This is a genomic window from Lentzea sp. CA-135723 (genome assembly GCF_050936595.1).
Lineage (GTDB): Bacteria > Actinomycetota > Actinomycetes > Mycobacteriales > Pseudonocardiaceae > Lentzea.
The window spans coordinates 2,703,897-2,718,618 of the sequence record NZ_JBNJMK010000001.1 but is presented as its reverse complement, the minus strand read 5'-3'; the positions used below and the strand labels follow the sequence as shown (position 1 = coordinate 2,718,618).

The following is a 14,722-nucleotide window of genomic DNA, read 5'->3' as shown; positions in this document are numbered from 1 at the left end:
ATCAAGGGAAGACGCTGGTCAGAGCTTCCACCAGAGGGCCGTGTCCGGGGGCAGGAGCAGGAGGCCGTCGCGGACGCCGTAGTAGGACGAGGCGAGCAGGACCGAGCCCGGGTCCGGGAGTTCGACCACGGTTGCGGACAGGTTCACCGCGCAGGCGATGCCGTCGCGTTCGAACCACAGGACGTCGGCGGGGCCGTCCACCCAGTGCAGGGTCGTGCCCAGCGCCGGGTTTTCGCGGCGGGCGCGCAGGGCGTTGCGGTAGAAGGACAGCATCGAGTCCTGGTCGCCTGTTTGCGCTTCCACGCTGAGCTTGGCCCAGTCCGCGGGTTGTGGGAGCCACGAGCCGCCGGTGCCGAAGCCCAGGGACGGGCCGGTCGCCGACCACGGGAGCGGGACGCGGCAGCCGTCGCGGCCTCGTTCGGTGTGGCCGGACCGTTCCCACATCGGGTCCTGGAGCACCTCGTCCGGCAGGTCGAGGACCTCGGGCAGGCCCAGTTCCTCGCCTTGGTAGAGGTAGACCGAGCCCGGCAGCGCCAGCATCAGTGCCAGTGCGGCGCGGGCGCGGCGCACGCCCGTTTCGCCGCCGCCGTAGCGGGTCACGTGGCGTTGCACGTCGTGGTTGGAGAGCACCCAGGTTGTGGGCGCCCCAACGGGTTCGACTGCGGCCAGCGACGAGTCGATGACCGCGCGCAACGCCTCGGACGTCCACTCCGCAGTCAGGTAGTGGAAGTTGAACGCCTGGTGCATCTCGTCGGGACGCAGGTACATGGCGGTGCGTTCGGCGGAAGGCGTCCATGCCTCCGCCACGAGCACACGCTCGCCATCGTAGGAATCGATGACCTCACGCCACTCGCGGTGGATCTCGTGCACGCCGTCCTGGTCGAAGAACGGCAGCGGTTCCGTGCCCAGCAACTTGAGCTGGTCGGCGTGGCCGATGTCGGGCAGGCCCGGCGCCTTGATCATCCCGTGCGCCACGTCCACGCGGAAGCCGTCGACGCCCAGGTCCAGCCAGAACCGCAGCACGTCGCGGAACTCCGCGCGCACCTCGGGCAGCTCCCAGTTCAGGTCGGGCTGCTCGGGCGCGAACAGGTGCAGGTACCAGGACCCGTCGGCCACGCGCGTCCACGCGGGGCCGCCGAACACCGACTCCCAGTCGTTCGGCGGTTGGTCGCCGACACCCTCACGGAACATGTAGCGCTCACGGCCGTGTCCGGCCAACGCTTCCTGGAACCACTTGTGCTGGTCCGAACTGTGGTTCGGCACGATGTCGACGATCACCCTGATGCCGAGCGTGTGCGCGTCGTCGACCAACGCGCGCACGTCGTCCAGTCCGCCGAACTGCGGGTCGACGGCGCGGTAGTCCGCCACGTCGTATCCGCCGTCCGCCATCGGCGACGCGTAGAACGGCGTGATCCAGACCGCGTCGACGCCCAGGTCGCGCAGGTAGGGCAGGCGTGAGCGGATGCCGGGCAGGTCGCCGACGCCGTCGCCGTCGGAGTCGGCGAAGCTGCGCACGTAGACCTGGTAGATGACGGCGTGTCGCCACCAGTCCTGGGACATGTCCATGCCTTCCGGTGGGGTGTGTCAGCGGTCCAGGAAAGACGTTGCAAAAGTTTTCCGCAAGTCGGCTTGAGGATTGCTTGAACAGATCGAATATTCCTGCAAACTTTTGCAGACCGTTTAATGCGTTGCGACGGTCTGTCGTCATCCGTCAGAGTGGATCGCGACGAACCGGAGAAGGGAGCCAGCCGTGATGCAGCAACACATGCGCCATCAGCACGTCTGGTGCTCCTCGGCATGAGCTGACCCTCATGACAACCGGGGAGCCGTCCCGTCGCCACCGCAGCGACGAGGCGGCTTTTTTGATGCCCGTTGGTCCAATTGGCACGGACGCCGCGCTCTGGACGCGGAGATCGAGGTTCGAGTCCTCGACGGGCAGCTGTGACCGAAGCCGAAGCAGTCGAGGCGCCAGGTTGTGGTCCTGGTCGAAGCCGGTGCGAGTCCGGTCGGTCACCCCAACGCGCGGGATCCGGCGATCACCCGGGCCTCATGAGCCTGGGGTGCCTGGTTCGACACCAGGACGCGCGACCACGTGCGCTTCCCACTCCGTGGAACGGGGAAGCGCGGCGCCGAGTCCTTCGTTCGCAAGGACATGAGCGCCTTCGCGGACGACTGGCAGACCTGGAAGACGGACCGGGAGAAGACCCTCGCCGACCCCTACGGGTGGTTGGCGCTGGTTTCACTCGATTGGCTGGACACGACCCCACGCGCCTATGAGGGCCTACCGGGCGAGTGGTGGCAGGACGACGACGCGGCGTACTGGCGCGACGGCGGGGAGACCAAGCGGTTCGAACTCGTCCAGAGCGGCGCCGGCACGCGGGTCGTCGCCGGAGACGTCGAGATCGAGATCGCCCGGCGCGGCGGCTACCTGATCCGCGTGCACGACCCGAAAGCCGACGTACTACGGCAGTTCAAGGGTGTTCCGTCCTACGAGCCGCACGAGCAGTGGGTGGTGGAAGGAGCGTACGAGCCGTTCGACGAGCCCGTGCCCACGACCGTTGGTGCTGTCGTTGAAGGTCTTAGCCACGTGTACGAGGCACCGGGCCGTGTGCGGTTCACGTACAACGGCACCGAACACACGCTGACGGCGTTCAACGGGCGCAACGGCGGACTGAGCATCCTCTTCACCGATGAGACCAGCGGTGCCACGACCTACGCGGCGAACCGGCAGCTCGCCGCCACACCGCGGGACGGCAAGGTCGTGCTCGACTTCAACCGCGCCACCAACCTGCCGTGCGCGTTCACCGACTTCGCGACGTGCCCGCTGCCGCCGGAGGGCAACCACCTGACGTTCGGCGTCGAGGCCGGCGAGAAGACGCCGTACGAGCGCGGTTAGAAGAACTCGTCGAGCAGGCGGTACCAGGCCAGCACCTCGGGGCGGGGGGTGAGGCCGTAGGCGCGGTCGAACGCGGCTACGGCCTCTTCGCCCAGTTCTCGGTGCGCCAGCGCGAGGTCGCGGTGCCGGTCGGACACGCCGAGCCTGGCCACGTCGATCAGCACCGTCGTGCCGTCCGGGCGCAGCAGCACGTTCGGCGGGCAGAAGTCCCCGTGCGCCACCACGAGGTCCTCGTGCGCCGGGGCGGTGGCCACGAGCCGTTCGAACAGTTCCTCAGGCGTGGCACCGAGATTGTCGTCGTCGAAGTCGTCCGCGTCGACCAGGCCCTCCGCCACGTTGCGCCGTGCTTGTTCCAGCACAACGGGAATCGTCGCGTCGAACGGGCACGAGGTCACGGGCAACGCGTGCAACTCGCGCAGCACCTCGCCCATGACCGCGGCCGCGCGGACGGGATCCGCCGACGTCAGCGAAGGGGCGCCGACGTCGGCGAGCACCAGCCAGCCTTCGGCGAACGCCCTGATCTCCGGAACCTCGAAGTGCTCGCCCAGCCACCGCAGGCGGTCGTGCTCGGCGACGCCCGCGCGCTTCACGTAGCTGGAACCGACGTGCCACACGTCGCCGGAGAGGCCTTCGTGGTCGGCGGACCAGACGGCGTCGGGACCGACCGCGCGCAGCACGTCGTCAGGGATGCTCATTCGCAGGCGATGCCGTCCTTGTCGCTGTCGAGCCCGTAGATGTCGGAGCCGATGACCTGGATGGGGCCGCTCACGTAGGCCGGCCCGTTGCCGGAGCCGCCCGCGCAGTCCACGTCCGACGCGATCGGCACGCAACCACTGTAGTTCGGGTCGCACGCCGGCTTGGGCGCCGGTTGCGGCTGCGGCTGGGGTTGGGGCTGCGGCTGGGGATTCGGCTGCGGGTTGGGCTTGGGCTGGGGGTTCGGCTGCGGCTGGGGCTGCGGCTGGGGCGCTGCCGGGGGAGTGGTGGTCGTAGTCGTTGTGGTCGTCGTAGTAGTAGTGGTGGTGGGCTGCGTGCTCGTCGTGGTGGTGGGCGCGACGGTGGTGGTGGGTGCCGTCGTGGTGGTGGAGAGTCCGGCCGCCTTGTTCACGTTGGACGGGCCGTTCGCGATCGCGCCGATGATGCCGATCGCGAAGAAGAACGCGAGCAGGCTGGCTGCGCCGATCGCCACCGGTGCCACCCACGACCTGCGCGCCGTCGGCACCGGCACGACCGCGCCGCGCGGGATCTCGCGCGGCATCCGCAGCGAGATCTGAAGCAGCCCGTTGGGGCCGCGGTGCACGAACGCCGTGCAGCCGGTCGCGCCGCCGCCGGACTCCACGTTCATCAGCACGGGCGCATATCGTTGCGACATCAGGAAAGTCAGCTCGCCCACCCGGTACCCGTCGAGCCGCACCTCGATGCCGCGCTGACCCCGGTACTTGCCGGCCGCGATCATGCACCACGTCAGGTTCACGGCGACGTGCCGCGTCACGCCGTCCGGAACGGCGTAGCGGGACAGCACGTCCTGGTGGTGCTGCTCGCCGGTGACGGTCACCGTCACCTCGCCGGGGACCATCACCAGACCGGCGGCCGAGTTCTCGATCACTGTCGCAACTCCCTCGGGTGGGTTCGTACGGCCTGACCATCGAGGACCCACTCCAGGTGTTACCGACGGTGCCGCCAAACTGCGCCGAACGGGTGAAAATCGACCGGACTCGTCACGGACGGTCGATGACCGGCGATGTTAATCCTTTGCACGCGCGCCGGACTGAGACGCGTCGCTTCCGAGAGAGCGTTTCCACGCTAGGTTGAGCCGAAGGGCGTAACACCTTCACCCACAGGAGAACCGATGGCGCTGGACACGCCGTGGCGGGCGTAGTGAGAACTGGACGGAATCCCGCGAGCACACGGTGGGAAGAGCTTCGTACGGTGTGCTCATGTTGCAGCCGGACCGCGAGACCAGGGCCGAGTGGACGAAGACGGTGACCGCCTTCGTCGAGGAGTTCATCGAAGGACTGGAGGCCGCGCCCGCGTCGTCGCCGGGCACGGCACTCCTGCCTCCTCCACCGGCGGAGACACCGGGCGAGCTCGGCGCCCTCCTCGACACCTTCCGCACCGCGGCCGGCCAGGCCGTGGAGACGGCGGGCCCGCGTTACCTCGCGTACTTCCCGGCGGGCGGCCTGTACAGCTCGGTGCTCGCCGAGTTCCTGGCCCAGACCACCAACCGCTACACCGGTGTCGCCTCGACCGCGCCGGCGCTGGTCGCGTTGGAGCAGAGCGTGATCCGCTGGATGTGCGACCTGTTCGAGCTCCCCGCTGGATCCGGCGGCATCTTCACCACGGGCGCATCCCTGGCCACTCTCTCGGCGGTGCACACGGCCAGACAGGACCGCCTAGGCGCCCACGACCCCAACGGCACGATCTACGTCACGGCACACACGCACCACTGCGTCGCCAAAGCCGCGCACATCACGGGTTTCCCGTCCGAACGCATCCGCGTCGTCCCCACGGACGCCGACCTGCGCATGGACGTCGCCCAGGCCCGAGCCATGATCACCGAGGACCGCGCGCACGGCCTGCGCCCGTTCCTGATCGTCGGCACCGCGGGCGCGACCAGCACCGGCATCGTCGACCCGCTGGACGACATCGCCACCCTCGCGCAGCAGGAAGGCCTCTGGTTCCACGCCGACGGCGCGTACGGCGGCGCCTTCCAGCTCACCGAACGCGGCCGAGCGACCCTCAAAGGCATCACCAGGGCCGACTCGATCGCCTGGGACCCGCACAAGAGCCTCTTCCTCCCGTACGGCACGGGCGTCCTGCTGGTCCGCGACGAATCCCGCCTCCGCGCCGCCCACGTGGCCGACGGCGACTACCTCCAGGACCTGGACCACGGCACCGGCCTGCCCGACTACGCCGACCTCGGCCCCGAGCTCACCCGCGAGTTCCGCGGCCTGCGCGTCTGGCTCCCGCTGCACCTGCACGGCGTCGCCGCGTTCCGCGAGGCCCTCGACGAGAAGCACGACCTCGCCGACCACCTCCGCACCGAGCTCGCGAAGATCGACGGCGTCGAGGTGCTGAAGTCCGGCCTCACCGTCGTCGTGTTCCGCGGCACCGACAGCGAACGGCTGCTCAAGGACATCAACGGTTCCGGCCGTTTCTTCGTGTCGAGCACACGGCTCGACGGCAGGTTCACGCTCAGGATGTGCGTGCTCAGCCACCGCACCCACCGCGAGCACGTGGACGAGGTGATCGACTTCGTCAGGCGCTGGCGCGCTTGATCAGCGTCGTCGGCAGCAGCAGGGACGGCGGGAGGCCGCTCTCTCCCGCCAGTTCCGCCAGCAGCCGCCACGTCATCGTGCGCCCCAGCTCCTCGACGTCCTGGCGGATCGTCGTCAACGGCGGCGTGGCGGTCGCCGCGAACACCGAGTCGTCGAACCCGACCACCGCGACGTCCTCCGGCACCCGGCGGCCCTGCGCGTGCAGCACCTGCAACGCGCCGAGTGCCATGATGTCCGCGGCCACGAAGACGGCGTCGAGGTCAGGAGCCTTGCGCAGCAACGCTTCCATGGCCCGCACGCCGCTCTCCGGCGTGAAGTCGCCGTGCGCGACCAGGTCGGCCTGCAGCTTCGCCTCGCTGAGGCCCCGCTTGAACCCGCTCAGCCGGTCGGCGCCGACGGCCATGTCCTTCGGTCCTGCGACGGTCGCGATCCGCTTGCGCCCCAACGAGGCCAGGTGCCGGGCGGCTTCCAGCGCACCCGTGAAGTTGTCGGCGTCCACGAACGGGACGGTCCTGCCCAAAGGCCGCCCACCGGACACCACGGGCAGTCCGATCTCGGCCAGCATCGGCACCAGCGGGTCCTCGCCGTGCAGCGACACCAGCAACGCGCCGTCGACGTGCCCGCTGCTCAGGTACGCCACCAGGTCGCCCACGTCGGCGGGCTGCGACATCATCAGCAGCAGCTGGACGTGGCGCCCGGCCAGCTCGGCGTGGACCCCTCGGAGCACCCCCGCGAAGAACGGGTCGGACAGCACCCGACCGGTGGGTTCGGAGACGACCAGCGCGATGGCGTTCGCGCGGTTGCCGGCCAACGCACGTGCGGCCTGGTTGGGGGAGTAGCCGAGCTCCGCGATCGCGGCGTGCACGGCCTCGCGGGCCTTGGCGCTCACGTACTGCTCGTCGTTGATCACGCGCGAGACGGTCGACTTCGACACCCCGGCGACCCGCGCGACCTCTTCGATCCGGGGGCCGGGACGTCGCTTCGCCGTCTCGGTCATGCGCTCATCTTAAGCCGCCTGGCCGGACCATGATCTGTTCAGGGCCATCGCGTGTTCTCCCTCCTCGCGGCGGGGCCGGCCAAGTCTGCAAGATCGTGTGCACAAATCGCGCACAGCGCGTCCCGGTTCTGGCACCATGCGCACCGAGGAGGGCTAGTGCGGTATCGGCTTCTTGGGCCGCTGCAGATCTGGCGTGGGGGCGTGGAACTGCGGCTGGGCGGGCCCCGGCAAAGGGCTCTGCTGGCAGCGTTGGCACTGCACGCCAACGAGACGGTCAGTTTTGAACACCTGAGCGAGGCGGTGTGGGAATCTCCACCCGCTGCTCCCGAGTCGAACATCCGGACGTACGTCGCGGCACTGCGCAAGCTCGTGCTGGACGACCTCGTCACCGTCCCCGGCGGGTACCGGCTCAAGGTGCCGGACGCCGAGGTGGACGTCGAGGTCTTCCAACGCAGCTGCGCGGCGGGCGACGAGGCGTTGAAGCAAGGAGAACACGCACAGGCGGTCACCCGTTACGGCGAGGCGCTCGCACTGTGGCGCGGGCCTGCGCTGGACGGGCTCACGGTCGGGCCGCGGCTCGAGGCGGAGCTCACGCTGTTGCAGGAACGCCGGCTCACCGTCGCCGAGCAGCACGCGCGCCTGTCCATCGAACTGGGCCAGGGCGAACGGCTGATCGGCGAGCTGCGCCGGCTCACCAAGCAGTTCCCGCTGCGCGAACAGCTGTGGTTGCAGCTCATGCACGCGCTGCACCGCGCGAACCGGCCGGCCGAGGCGCTGCGGACGTTCGAGGACGTCCGGGTGCTGCTCGCCGACCAGCTCGGCACCGATCCCGGACCTGAGCTGCGCGAACTGCACGGCAGGCTGCTCAGGGGCGACGAGCCGCGGCCCGCGCTGAACACGCTGCCCCGCGACGTCGCGGACTTCACCGGCCGCACCGCCGAGATCGAACGGCTGACCAGGGCGGTCACCGGCAAGGCGGCGGTCGTGATCTCCGCGATCGACGGCATGCCGGGCGTCGGAAAAACGACCCTGGCCGTCCACTTGGCACACCGGCTGGAGTACCCGGACGGCCAGCTGTTCGTGGACCTGCACGCGCACACGGCAGGACGTGCGCCTGTGGAACCGACAGACGCGCTCGACGTGCTGTTGCGCGCGCTCGGCCTGGAGGAGATCCCGGTCGGTCTGGACGAACGCGCCGCCATGTGGCGTGCGGAGTTGTCGCGCAGACGGTTGCTCGTCGTGCTCGACAACGCGGTGAGCGCCGACCAGGTGCGTCCGCTTCTGCCCGGTGTGCCGGGTTCGTTGGTGCTCGTCACGTCCCGTGCGCGCCTCACGGAACTCGAAGGCACATCAACGCTCACGCTCGATGTGCTCTCCGAAGAAGAAGCGTTGCAACTCTTCGCCACGATCGTGGGCGACGAACGCGGCACCGACGACGCGGCCCGCCAGGTCGTGGAACTGTGCGGACGCCTGCCGCTCGCCGTCAGGCTGGCCGCCGGACGGCTCCGCAGCCGTCCCACGTGGACCACCGCCCACCTCGCGACGCGGCTGCGCGAGGGACGATTATCCGAGCTGGACGCGGTCTTCGCGTTGTCGTTCGGCCAGCTCCCCGCCGCGCACCAGCGGCTGTTCTGCCTGCTGGGCCTGCACCATGGCACGGACCTCGACGTCCACCAGGCCGCGGCGCTCGGCGACCTCGGCGTGCTGGAGTGCGACGGCATGCTCGAAGACCTCGTCGACGTGCACCTGCTCGAAGCCACCACGGTCGGCCGCTACCGGATGCACGACCTGCTCCGGCAGTACGCGCAGTCCAAGGTGCACACCACCCGCGAGCCGCTGACCAGGCTGCTCGACCACTTCCTGGACACGGCGAACCAGGCGACCAGGCTCATGTCGCCCGCCGCGCGCAAGTACGAGGTCGACATCACCTACCGGCCGGACGGACGGCTGGTGCTGCGCGACTACGACCACGCCGTCGAGTGGCTGGAGACCGAACGCCAGACGCTCGTGGCCGCCGTGGCGCTCTCACTCGACGGTGACTGGCGCACGCACACGTGGCAGCTCGCGCGCGCGTTGACGTTCTTCTGCATGGTGCGCGGCCACACGCGTGACTGGGCCACCATCAACGAACTCGCGTTGGAGGCGGCGAAGGACGAGCCGGTCGCGCTCGCGATCACCACCAAGAACTACGCGATGGTGTTCTGGCAGACCGCCCAGTACCCGAAGGCGATCCACTACAACGAACGCGCGATCGAGATGCTCCGCGACCTCGGCGACCTGCAGGGCGTCGCGGGCACGCTGAACAACCTGTCGCTGGTGTACCGGACCCTGCAACGCCACGCTGAGGCCGCCGAGCTGCTCGAACAGGCGATCACGGTGGCGCGTCAGCTCGGCGACCGGCACCTCGAGTCGCAGGCGATGAGCAACGTCAGCAACATCTACAGCGCGCTCGGCCGGTACGACGAGGCGTTGCAGGCGTGCACGTCGGCGCTCACGCTCATGCGCGAGATGGGCAGCCGCCGCGACGAGGCCGACACCCAGAGCGCGCTGGGCATGATCCTGCACGCGATGGGACGGCACGCCGAGGCGTTGGACGCGCTGGAGTCCGCGCTCACGGCCGTGCGGGCGATCGGTGACGTCACAACGGAAACGGTGGTGCTCAACTACCTCGGCGAGGTGCTCACCGCCGCCGGACGCCCCGAGGAAGCCGTGACCCGGCTGCACGAGGCGCTCGAACTCGCCGAACGGATCGACGACCGGCGTGAGGCCGCGAACGCGCACAAGCACCTGGCGCAGGCCGTCGCGGATCCGGTGAAAGCCCAGGAACACCAACGGGAAGCGGACGAGAGGTTCGCCGCGCTAGGCACCGACTGAGCGCGGTCCCGGCCTCCCGCCGGGCAGCACCGCCCCGCGCGGCAGCCCGTCCCGCAGCAACGGCAACAGCCGCGGATGCTTGCTCATGAGCACCGCGGCTGTGCCGTTGCGCTGCTGGACCCGGCGGCAGAAGTGCGGCGCCAGCGGCACCCCGAGGTACGCCTCGGCCCGCGGCCCGTAGACGACCGATGTGCCGAGCCCGCACCACGCCGCCGCGACGGCCTGGCCGGCGGCCCAGATGAACCCCTCGACGTACACGCCGCCGCTGTGACGCCCGGCCTCGCTGAAGGCGTCGCTGAACGTCACCTGCGGCTGCACCCGCGTCCGGTCGTCGGCGGTCCACCACGTGCCGGAGTCGAGCACCAGTCCCTCCACGCTCGCGTGCGCCCACTCCGAGTCGTCCACGAGCGTGCGGAACGGGGCCTCCAGCTCCGCCAACGCCGCCGTGAGCTCGTCCACCCGTCCATGGTGCGGCGCGCACGCCGATCCCGCTGTCCGAAGTGGACTCTCAGGCGGACGCCTGGGCGATCGTGATCGAGACGCTGACCCGCACGCCGCCCGCCACGGCCGTGATGACCCCGTCGCCCGCCTTGTTGCCCGCCTGCAGCCGTGCCCGGAACGTGATCGACTGGCCCTGTTTGAGCGGCTGCCCGCCCTCGCAGGAGACCGAGCCCTTGCCCGCGGGGCACCCGATCATGCCGACCGACATCTTGCCCGGTCCGACCGTCTTGATCTTGTCCGGCATGGTCAGCGTCAACGTTGGCACCGTGGCGTCACCCGGTCCGTTGTTGGTGATGACGATGTTCATCTCGTTCGCCGGGCCGTCGGTGGTCATCGCGATGCTGCCCGGGCCGGACCCGGACAGCACCCCCGACTGCACCAGCGGGCCCTGGGTGGTCGTCGTGGGCGAGTCGGGGTCGCTGGGCTCCTCGCCCGGCTCCTCCGACCCGGCCGAGGTGTCCGTGGGCGCCGTGCCCGCGCTCTTCGACGTGCCGGGCTGACCGGTCTGCGCGACGCCTTCCGACGCGCTCGTACCGCTGACCACGGGCGCGGCGCCCTGGATCGTGGTGCTGCTCTCGGACGTGACGCTGTCCGAGCTCACGACGCCGGACGCGGCGACCACGACCACCGCAGCGGCCGAGGCGGCGACGCCGATCCACGACGTCAGGCTGATGCCGACGGCCGCACCCTTGCCGGCCGCGGCAGCCGCCGCGAGGTAACCGGCCGTTCCGGTGCCCAGCACGATCGGCGCGACCAGGCCGCGCAACGCGCCGTTGACGTCGGACAGCTCGCTGGCGAGCTTGCGGCACTCCGCGCACGTGTCCATGTGCTCGTCGATGGAGATGGCCTCGCGTCCCTTGATGCCGCCACGGGTCCACGAGCCGAGCTTCTTCACCGTCGCCTTGCAGTTCTCCGCCGGCTCCTGGTTGACGTGCGCCTGCAGGAACGCCTTGCGCAGCCCCTCGCGCGCACGGAACGCCATCGCGGACACGCCGTTCGGGGTGAGTCCGAGCAACGGCGCGATGTCGCCGGGCGACTGCCCCTCGATCGCCGTGTGCCACAGGACCGTCTGCCACCGCTCCGGCAGCGTCGCGAACGCCGTCGCCGCCAGCGTCTGGTCGAGGTTCTCCAGCGCCACGTCGCGGAACGGCACGCTGGTCGCCTTGGTGGCGCCCGGCACCTCCTCGACGTCACCGGCGAGCTCGAGGCGCTTCTCCTTGCGGGTGCGGTCGTACGCCGCGTGCCGCACCGCCGTGAGCAGGTACGGCCGGAACGACGCCCCCGGACCGCCACCTCCGCGCAACGCGGCGAGCACCTTCGCGAACGCCTCCGCGACGAGGTCGTCGGCGTCCGAGGACGACGAGGACAGCTGCATCGCCAGGATGGTGGCCGAGCGCACGTGCCGTTCGTAGAGCTTGCCGTACTCCTCGACTCTGCCGTCTCTCACGGCGTCGATCAGGTCGGCATCCGACGGCGGTCGTCCACGCTGCCCGATCAAAGAAAGTCCTCTTAACGTGATGCCCTGTGGTGATACGCGGACCCTATCGAGTTGTCTCAACACGAACAATCCACGCATCCGGAGCCGATGCATTAAAAGGCGTTCGGGGCAACGGCAAATCCGTACGAACACGGGCCGGATGGCCCTAGTGGTTGCACGCTCAACCAGTCGTCACGGACCTGTGCACTCGCCTGGTCACCATGAATGCGGAACGTCACCTTCGTTCGCAAAACTAATAGCAGCCCAGGTCATTTTTTGATAACGCCGCAAAGGGAGCAGGTAGCGTTAGGGCAAAAGCATCAGTGGTCGTTCCGGAATGTGAACGACGGAACCGTGACCACGACATGAGTAGCCGTACTCATGACAGCGGTGCGGTGACCCAGGACTCTCGGGATCATGACTGCTCCCGCACCCTCGCACACGCCGACGACCGCCGCGTTCTACGTGCAGGCGGTCCTCTCGTTCGGGCTCTCGCTGACCGCCGTCGGCATCGGAGTCGTGTTCCTGCCCGTCGACGGCTGGGTCCGCGCGTTCCTCGGCATCGCCATGCTCTACACCGTGACCTCGGCGTTCACCCTGGCCAAGGTGCTGCGCGACCGGCAGGAGGACACCTACATCACGAGCCGCGTCGACCGCGCCAGACTCGACAAGCTGCTGACCGAGCACGACCCGTACAAGCTCGACGTCGCCTAAGGGTGCCGGTGCCACAGCCGCCAGGCGCGCGGGCTCTCCGGTTCGTGGTGGCTGTTGGCCTCCCCGAACCGCAACCGCACGCGCGCCCCGCCGAGGCGTCCGCGCTCCAGGTGGATCGTGCCGCCGGTGGCCTCCGCTGCCGCCCGCGCGATGTCGAGACCGAGCCCCGTCGAGCCGCCTCCGCTGCTGCCGCGGTGCAACGCCGAGGACGGGTCGGCCAGGCCCGTGCCGCCGTCCTCGACCACCAGCGTCACCCAGCCCGCGTGCCGCACCACCGACACGCCGACCGGAGCGGCGGGCGGGGTGTGCCGGAAGACGTTCTCCAGCAACGTGTCCACCACGGCGCCCAGCGCGTCGGGGGAGAGCGGCACCCAGCACGGCTCGCCGACGTCGATCTCGCACAGCCTGCCCTGGTCGGCGGCGTGCGCTGACCAGAACGCCATCCTGGCCTCGACGACCGACGCCACGTCGCACTTGCCGGGCGTCTCGATCTCGGCCGGTTGCAGCGACTGGATGATCCGGTCGACGTCGTGGCCGAGGGTGCCGACCGCGCTGCGGATCCGGTCGGCCACCGGACCCGAGCCCACCGCGTCCGCGTCCAGCCGCAGGGCCGCCAACGGCGTGCGCAGCCGGTGTGAGACGTCCGCGATCATCTCGCGTTCCTTGGCGAGCAGCAGCGACGTGCGCGACGACGCCTCGTCGATCGACTCGGCCAGTTCTTCCAACTCGCGCGGCCCGCGCAGCCGCACCCGCCGTCCCACCGACGACCTCAGGTCGCGCAACGCGTGCAGCACCGGCGTGAACGGCCGATGCCCCAGCCACACCGCGCCCGCGAGCGCCGCGAGAGCGATCGCGATCACCAGCGATACCACCGCGAACGGGAACTCGACGGGGGCGGGCACCACGGAGACCACCGCTCCGCCAACGGAAGTCAGCGGCTCGCCACCACCGGCGCCGAGCCGCGTGCCGTTCGCCAGCACCACCGACAACCGGCCTTCGGCGCCGGCGGTGGTGCGCGCGATCGTTCCCCGCACGGAGTCGGCGTCCGACGACACCGCCAGCACCCCGGCGACCACCGCCGCGTCACGCCGGTCCGCCTCCACGGCGGTGTACGAGGCGTGCGAGTAGGCCAGAAACCCTGCGGTGAGCACGAGAACGAGGGCGACCAGCCCCGCGCCGAGCAGCAGCGCGCGGGTGATGACAGCCCTCATTCCGGCGCCGCCAGCTTGAACCCGACGCCGCGGACCGTGTGCAGATAACGGGGATGCGCCGCCGTCTCGCCGAGCTTGCGCCGCAACCACGACGCGTGCACGTCGATCGTCTTGTCGTCGCCCACGTACGCGGTGCCCCACACGGCCTGGATCAGCTCACGGCGGGAGACGACGCGCGCCGGCCGTTGCGCGAGATAGGCGAGCAGGTCGAACTCACGCCTGCTCAGCGCGAGCACGGAGTCGCCGAGCGTGGCCGTCCGCTGGGCCAGGTCGATGCGCAGGTCGCCGAGCTCCACGACCTCCGACGGCGTGGCCGCGCCGTTGGTGCGGCGCAGCAGGGCGTTGATCCGCGCGGCCAGGTGCTCTGCCGAGAACGGCTTGACGATGTAGTCGTCCGCGCCGGCGTTCAGCGTGCTGACGACCGACGTCTCGGCTCCCCGCGCCGTCGCCACGATGACCGGCACGTTGCTCACCCCGCGCAGCATCCGCAGCGCCGCCACGCCGTCGAGATCGGGCAGCCCGAGATCGAGGATCACCAGGTCGAGGTCGGAGGTGCCGGCCTCCCGCAGCGCCGCCACCGCCGTGCTGACGGCCTGCACGACGTGCCCGAGGTCGGTCAGCGCGTGCACGAGCGCCGCCTGGACCACCGGGTCGTCCTCGACCACGAGCACCTTCGACATAAGACGCAGGGTAAGCAGCGAACGGGTCGTTTGGGAGGCTTGCCACGAGCTTATCGCGATCGTGTTTCGTCCTTAAATCTTCCTTAGGACGGGCGGG

General features: G+C 69.9%; 12 protein-coding genes and 3 tRNA genes. 7 read left to right on the top strand and 8 right to left on the bottom strand.

Features of this window, described 5'->3' with window-relative positions; all coding sequences use genetic code 11:
* Positions 1–18: 18 nt before the first annotated feature.
* A complete protein-coding gene (locus ACQEU1_RS11440; protein ID WP_433211434.1) occupies positions 19–1,560 on the bottom strand; it encodes a glycoside hydrolase family 13 protein in 1,542 nt (513 codons plus the stop codon).
* Positions 1,561–1,866: 306 nt separating this feature from the next.
* On the opposite strand from ACQEU1_RS11440, the gene ACQEU1_RS11435 reads away from it, so the two are divergent.
* The 4 genes from ACQEU1_RS11435 to ACQEU1_RS11420 all read left to right on the top strand — a co-directional run bounded on the left by ACQEU1_RS11435 (position 1,867) and on the right by ACQEU1_RS11420 (position 2,896).
* Positions 1,867–1,939 (top strand) — tRNA-Gln (locus ACQEU1_RS11435).
* A gap of 2 nt (positions 1,940–1,941) precedes the next feature.
* A tRNA-His gene (locus tag ACQEU1_RS11430) sits at positions 1,942–2,018 on the top strand.
* A 1-nt stretch (position 2,019) separates the two neighbouring features.
* A tRNA-Ile gene (locus ACQEU1_RS11425) sits at positions 2,020–2,091 on the top strand.
* 61 nt (positions 2,092–2,152) lie between these two features.
* Entirely contained in the window at positions 2,153–2,896 is a 744-nt protein-coding gene (locus ACQEU1_RS11420; protein ID WP_433199148.1) for a DUF1684 domain-containing protein, read from the top strand.
* Here the strand turns inward: ACQEU1_RS11420 and ACQEU1_RS11415 are convergent.
* Both ACQEU1_RS11415 and ACQEU1_RS11410 read right to left on the bottom strand, forming a co-directional pair.
* Positions 2,893–3,591 (bottom strand): aminoglycoside 3'-phosphotransferase, encoded by a 699-nt coding sequence (locus ACQEU1_RS11415; protein ID WP_433199146.1) that lies wholly within the window; start codon positions 3,589–3,591, stop codon positions 2,893–2,895. The two genes, ACQEU1_RS11420 and ACQEU1_RS11415, sit on opposite strands and share 4 nt — an antisense overlap.
* Positions 3,588–4,499, bottom strand: coding sequence for a hypothetical protein (locus tag ACQEU1_RS11410; RefSeq protein ID WP_433199144.1), 912 nt, complete (start codon positions 4,497–4,499; stop codon positions 3,588–3,590). Before ACQEU1_RS11410 ends, ACQEU1_RS11415 begins: the two co-directional genes overlap by 4 nt.
* 331 nt (positions 4,500–4,830) lie before the next feature.
* On the opposite strand from ACQEU1_RS11410, the gene ACQEU1_RS11405 reads away from it, so the two are divergent.
* On the top strand, positions 4,831–6,171 hold the full coding sequence (locus ACQEU1_RS11405; protein WP_433199142.1) for a pyridoxal phosphate-dependent decarboxylase family protein: 1,341 nt from the start codon (positions 4,831–4,833) through the stop codon (positions 6,169–6,171).
* Here ACQEU1_RS11405 and ACQEU1_RS11400 read toward each other — a convergent pair.
* Positions 6,152–7,168, bottom strand: a complete 1,017-nt coding sequence (locus ACQEU1_RS11400; protein WP_433199140.1) for a LacI family DNA-binding transcriptional regulator — start codon at positions 7,166–7,168, stop codon at positions 6,152–6,154. The genes ACQEU1_RS11405 and ACQEU1_RS11400 overlap by 20 nt on opposite strands.
* A gap of 201 nt (positions 7,169–7,369) precedes the next feature.
* Here ACQEU1_RS11400 and ACQEU1_RS11395 point away from each other — a divergent pair, with 201 nt between their 5' ends.
* The gene (locus ACQEU1_RS11395; protein ID WP_433199138.1) at positions 7,370–10,042 is read left to right on the top strand and encodes a BTAD domain-containing putative transcriptional regulator; all 2,673 of its coding nucleotides are present in this window, start codon (positions 7,370–7,372) and stop codon (positions 10,040–10,042) included.
* Here ACQEU1_RS11395 and ACQEU1_RS11390 read toward each other — a convergent pair.
* Both ACQEU1_RS11390 and ACQEU1_RS11385 read right to left on the bottom strand, forming a co-directional pair.
* Entirely contained in the window at positions 10,028–10,501 is a 474-nt protein-coding gene (locus tag ACQEU1_RS11390) for a hypothetical protein (protein ID WP_433199136.1), read from the bottom strand. The genes ACQEU1_RS11395 and ACQEU1_RS11390 overlap by 15 nt on opposite strands.
* Positions 10,502–10,550: 49 nt before the next feature.
* The gene (locus tag ACQEU1_RS11385; protein WP_433199134.1) at positions 10,551–11,990 is read right to left on the bottom strand and encodes a sigma-70 family RNA polymerase sigma factor; all 1,440 of its coding nucleotides are present in this window, start codon (positions 11,988–11,990) and stop codon (positions 10,551–10,553) included.
* Positions 11,991–12,437: 447 nt separating this feature from the next.
* Between ACQEU1_RS11385 and ACQEU1_RS11380 the strand changes: the two genes are divergently transcribed.
* Positions 12,438–12,734 carry a YiaA/YiaB family inner membrane protein gene (locus tag ACQEU1_RS11380; RefSeq protein ID WP_394620692.1) on the top strand — a complete coding sequence of 99 codons (297 nt, stop codon included), beginning with the start codon at positions 12,438–12,440 and terminating at the stop codon, positions 12,732–12,734.
* On the opposite strand, the gene ACQEU1_RS11375 is transcribed toward ACQEU1_RS11380, so the two are convergent.
* Together ACQEU1_RS11375 and ACQEU1_RS11370 are read right to left on the bottom strand one after the other, a co-directional pair.
* Positions 12,731–13,945 carry a sensor histidine kinase gene (locus tag ACQEU1_RS11375; protein ID WP_433199131.1) on the bottom strand — a complete coding sequence of 405 codons (1,215 nt, stop codon included), beginning with the start codon at positions 13,943–13,945 and terminating at the stop codon, positions 12,731–12,733. The two genes, ACQEU1_RS11380 and ACQEU1_RS11375, sit on opposite strands and share 4 nt — an antisense overlap.
* Positions 13,942–14,625 (bottom strand): response regulator transcription factor, encoded by a 684-nt coding sequence (locus ACQEU1_RS11370; protein WP_433199129.1) that lies wholly within the window; start codon positions 14,623–14,625, stop codon positions 13,942–13,944. Before ACQEU1_RS11370 ends, ACQEU1_RS11375 begins: the two co-directional genes overlap by 4 nt.
* Positions 14,626–14,722 lie beyond the last annotated feature (97 nt).

Bases quoted from the DNA above. Each gene is read 5' to 3' on its own strand.
- ACQEU1_RS11440 (WP_433211434.1), bottom strand. From the start codon at position 1,560: ATGTCCCAGGACTGGTGGCGACACGCCGTCATCTACCAGGTCTACGTG.
- ACQEU1_RS11420 (WP_433199148.1), top strand. From the start codon at position 2,153: ATGAGCGCCTTCGCGGACGACTGGCAGACCTGGAAGACGGACCGGGAG.
- ACQEU1_RS11415 (WP_433199146.1), bottom strand. From the start codon at position 3,591: ATGAGCATCCCTGACGACGTGCTGCGCGCGGTCGGTCCCGACGCCGTC.
- ACQEU1_RS11405 (WP_433199142.1), top strand. From the start codon at position 4,831: ATGTTGCAGCCGGACCGCGAGACCAGGGCCGAGTGGACGAAGACGGTG.
- ACQEU1_RS11400 (WP_433199140.1), bottom strand. From the start codon at position 7,168: ATGACCGAGACGGCGAAGCGACGTCCCGGCCCCCGGATCGAAGAGGTC.
- ACQEU1_RS11380 (WP_394620692.1), top strand. From the start codon at position 12,438: ATGACTGCTCCCGCACCCTCGCACACGCCGACGACCGCCGCGTTCTAC.
- ACQEU1_RS11375 (WP_433199131.1), bottom strand. From the start codon at position 13,945: ATGAGGGCTGTCATCACCCGCGCGCTGCTGCTCGGCGCGGGGCTGGTC.
- ACQEU1_RS11370 (WP_433199129.1), bottom strand. From the start codon at position 14,625: ATGTCGAAGGTGCTCGTGGTCGAGGACGACCCGGTGGTCCAGGCGGCG.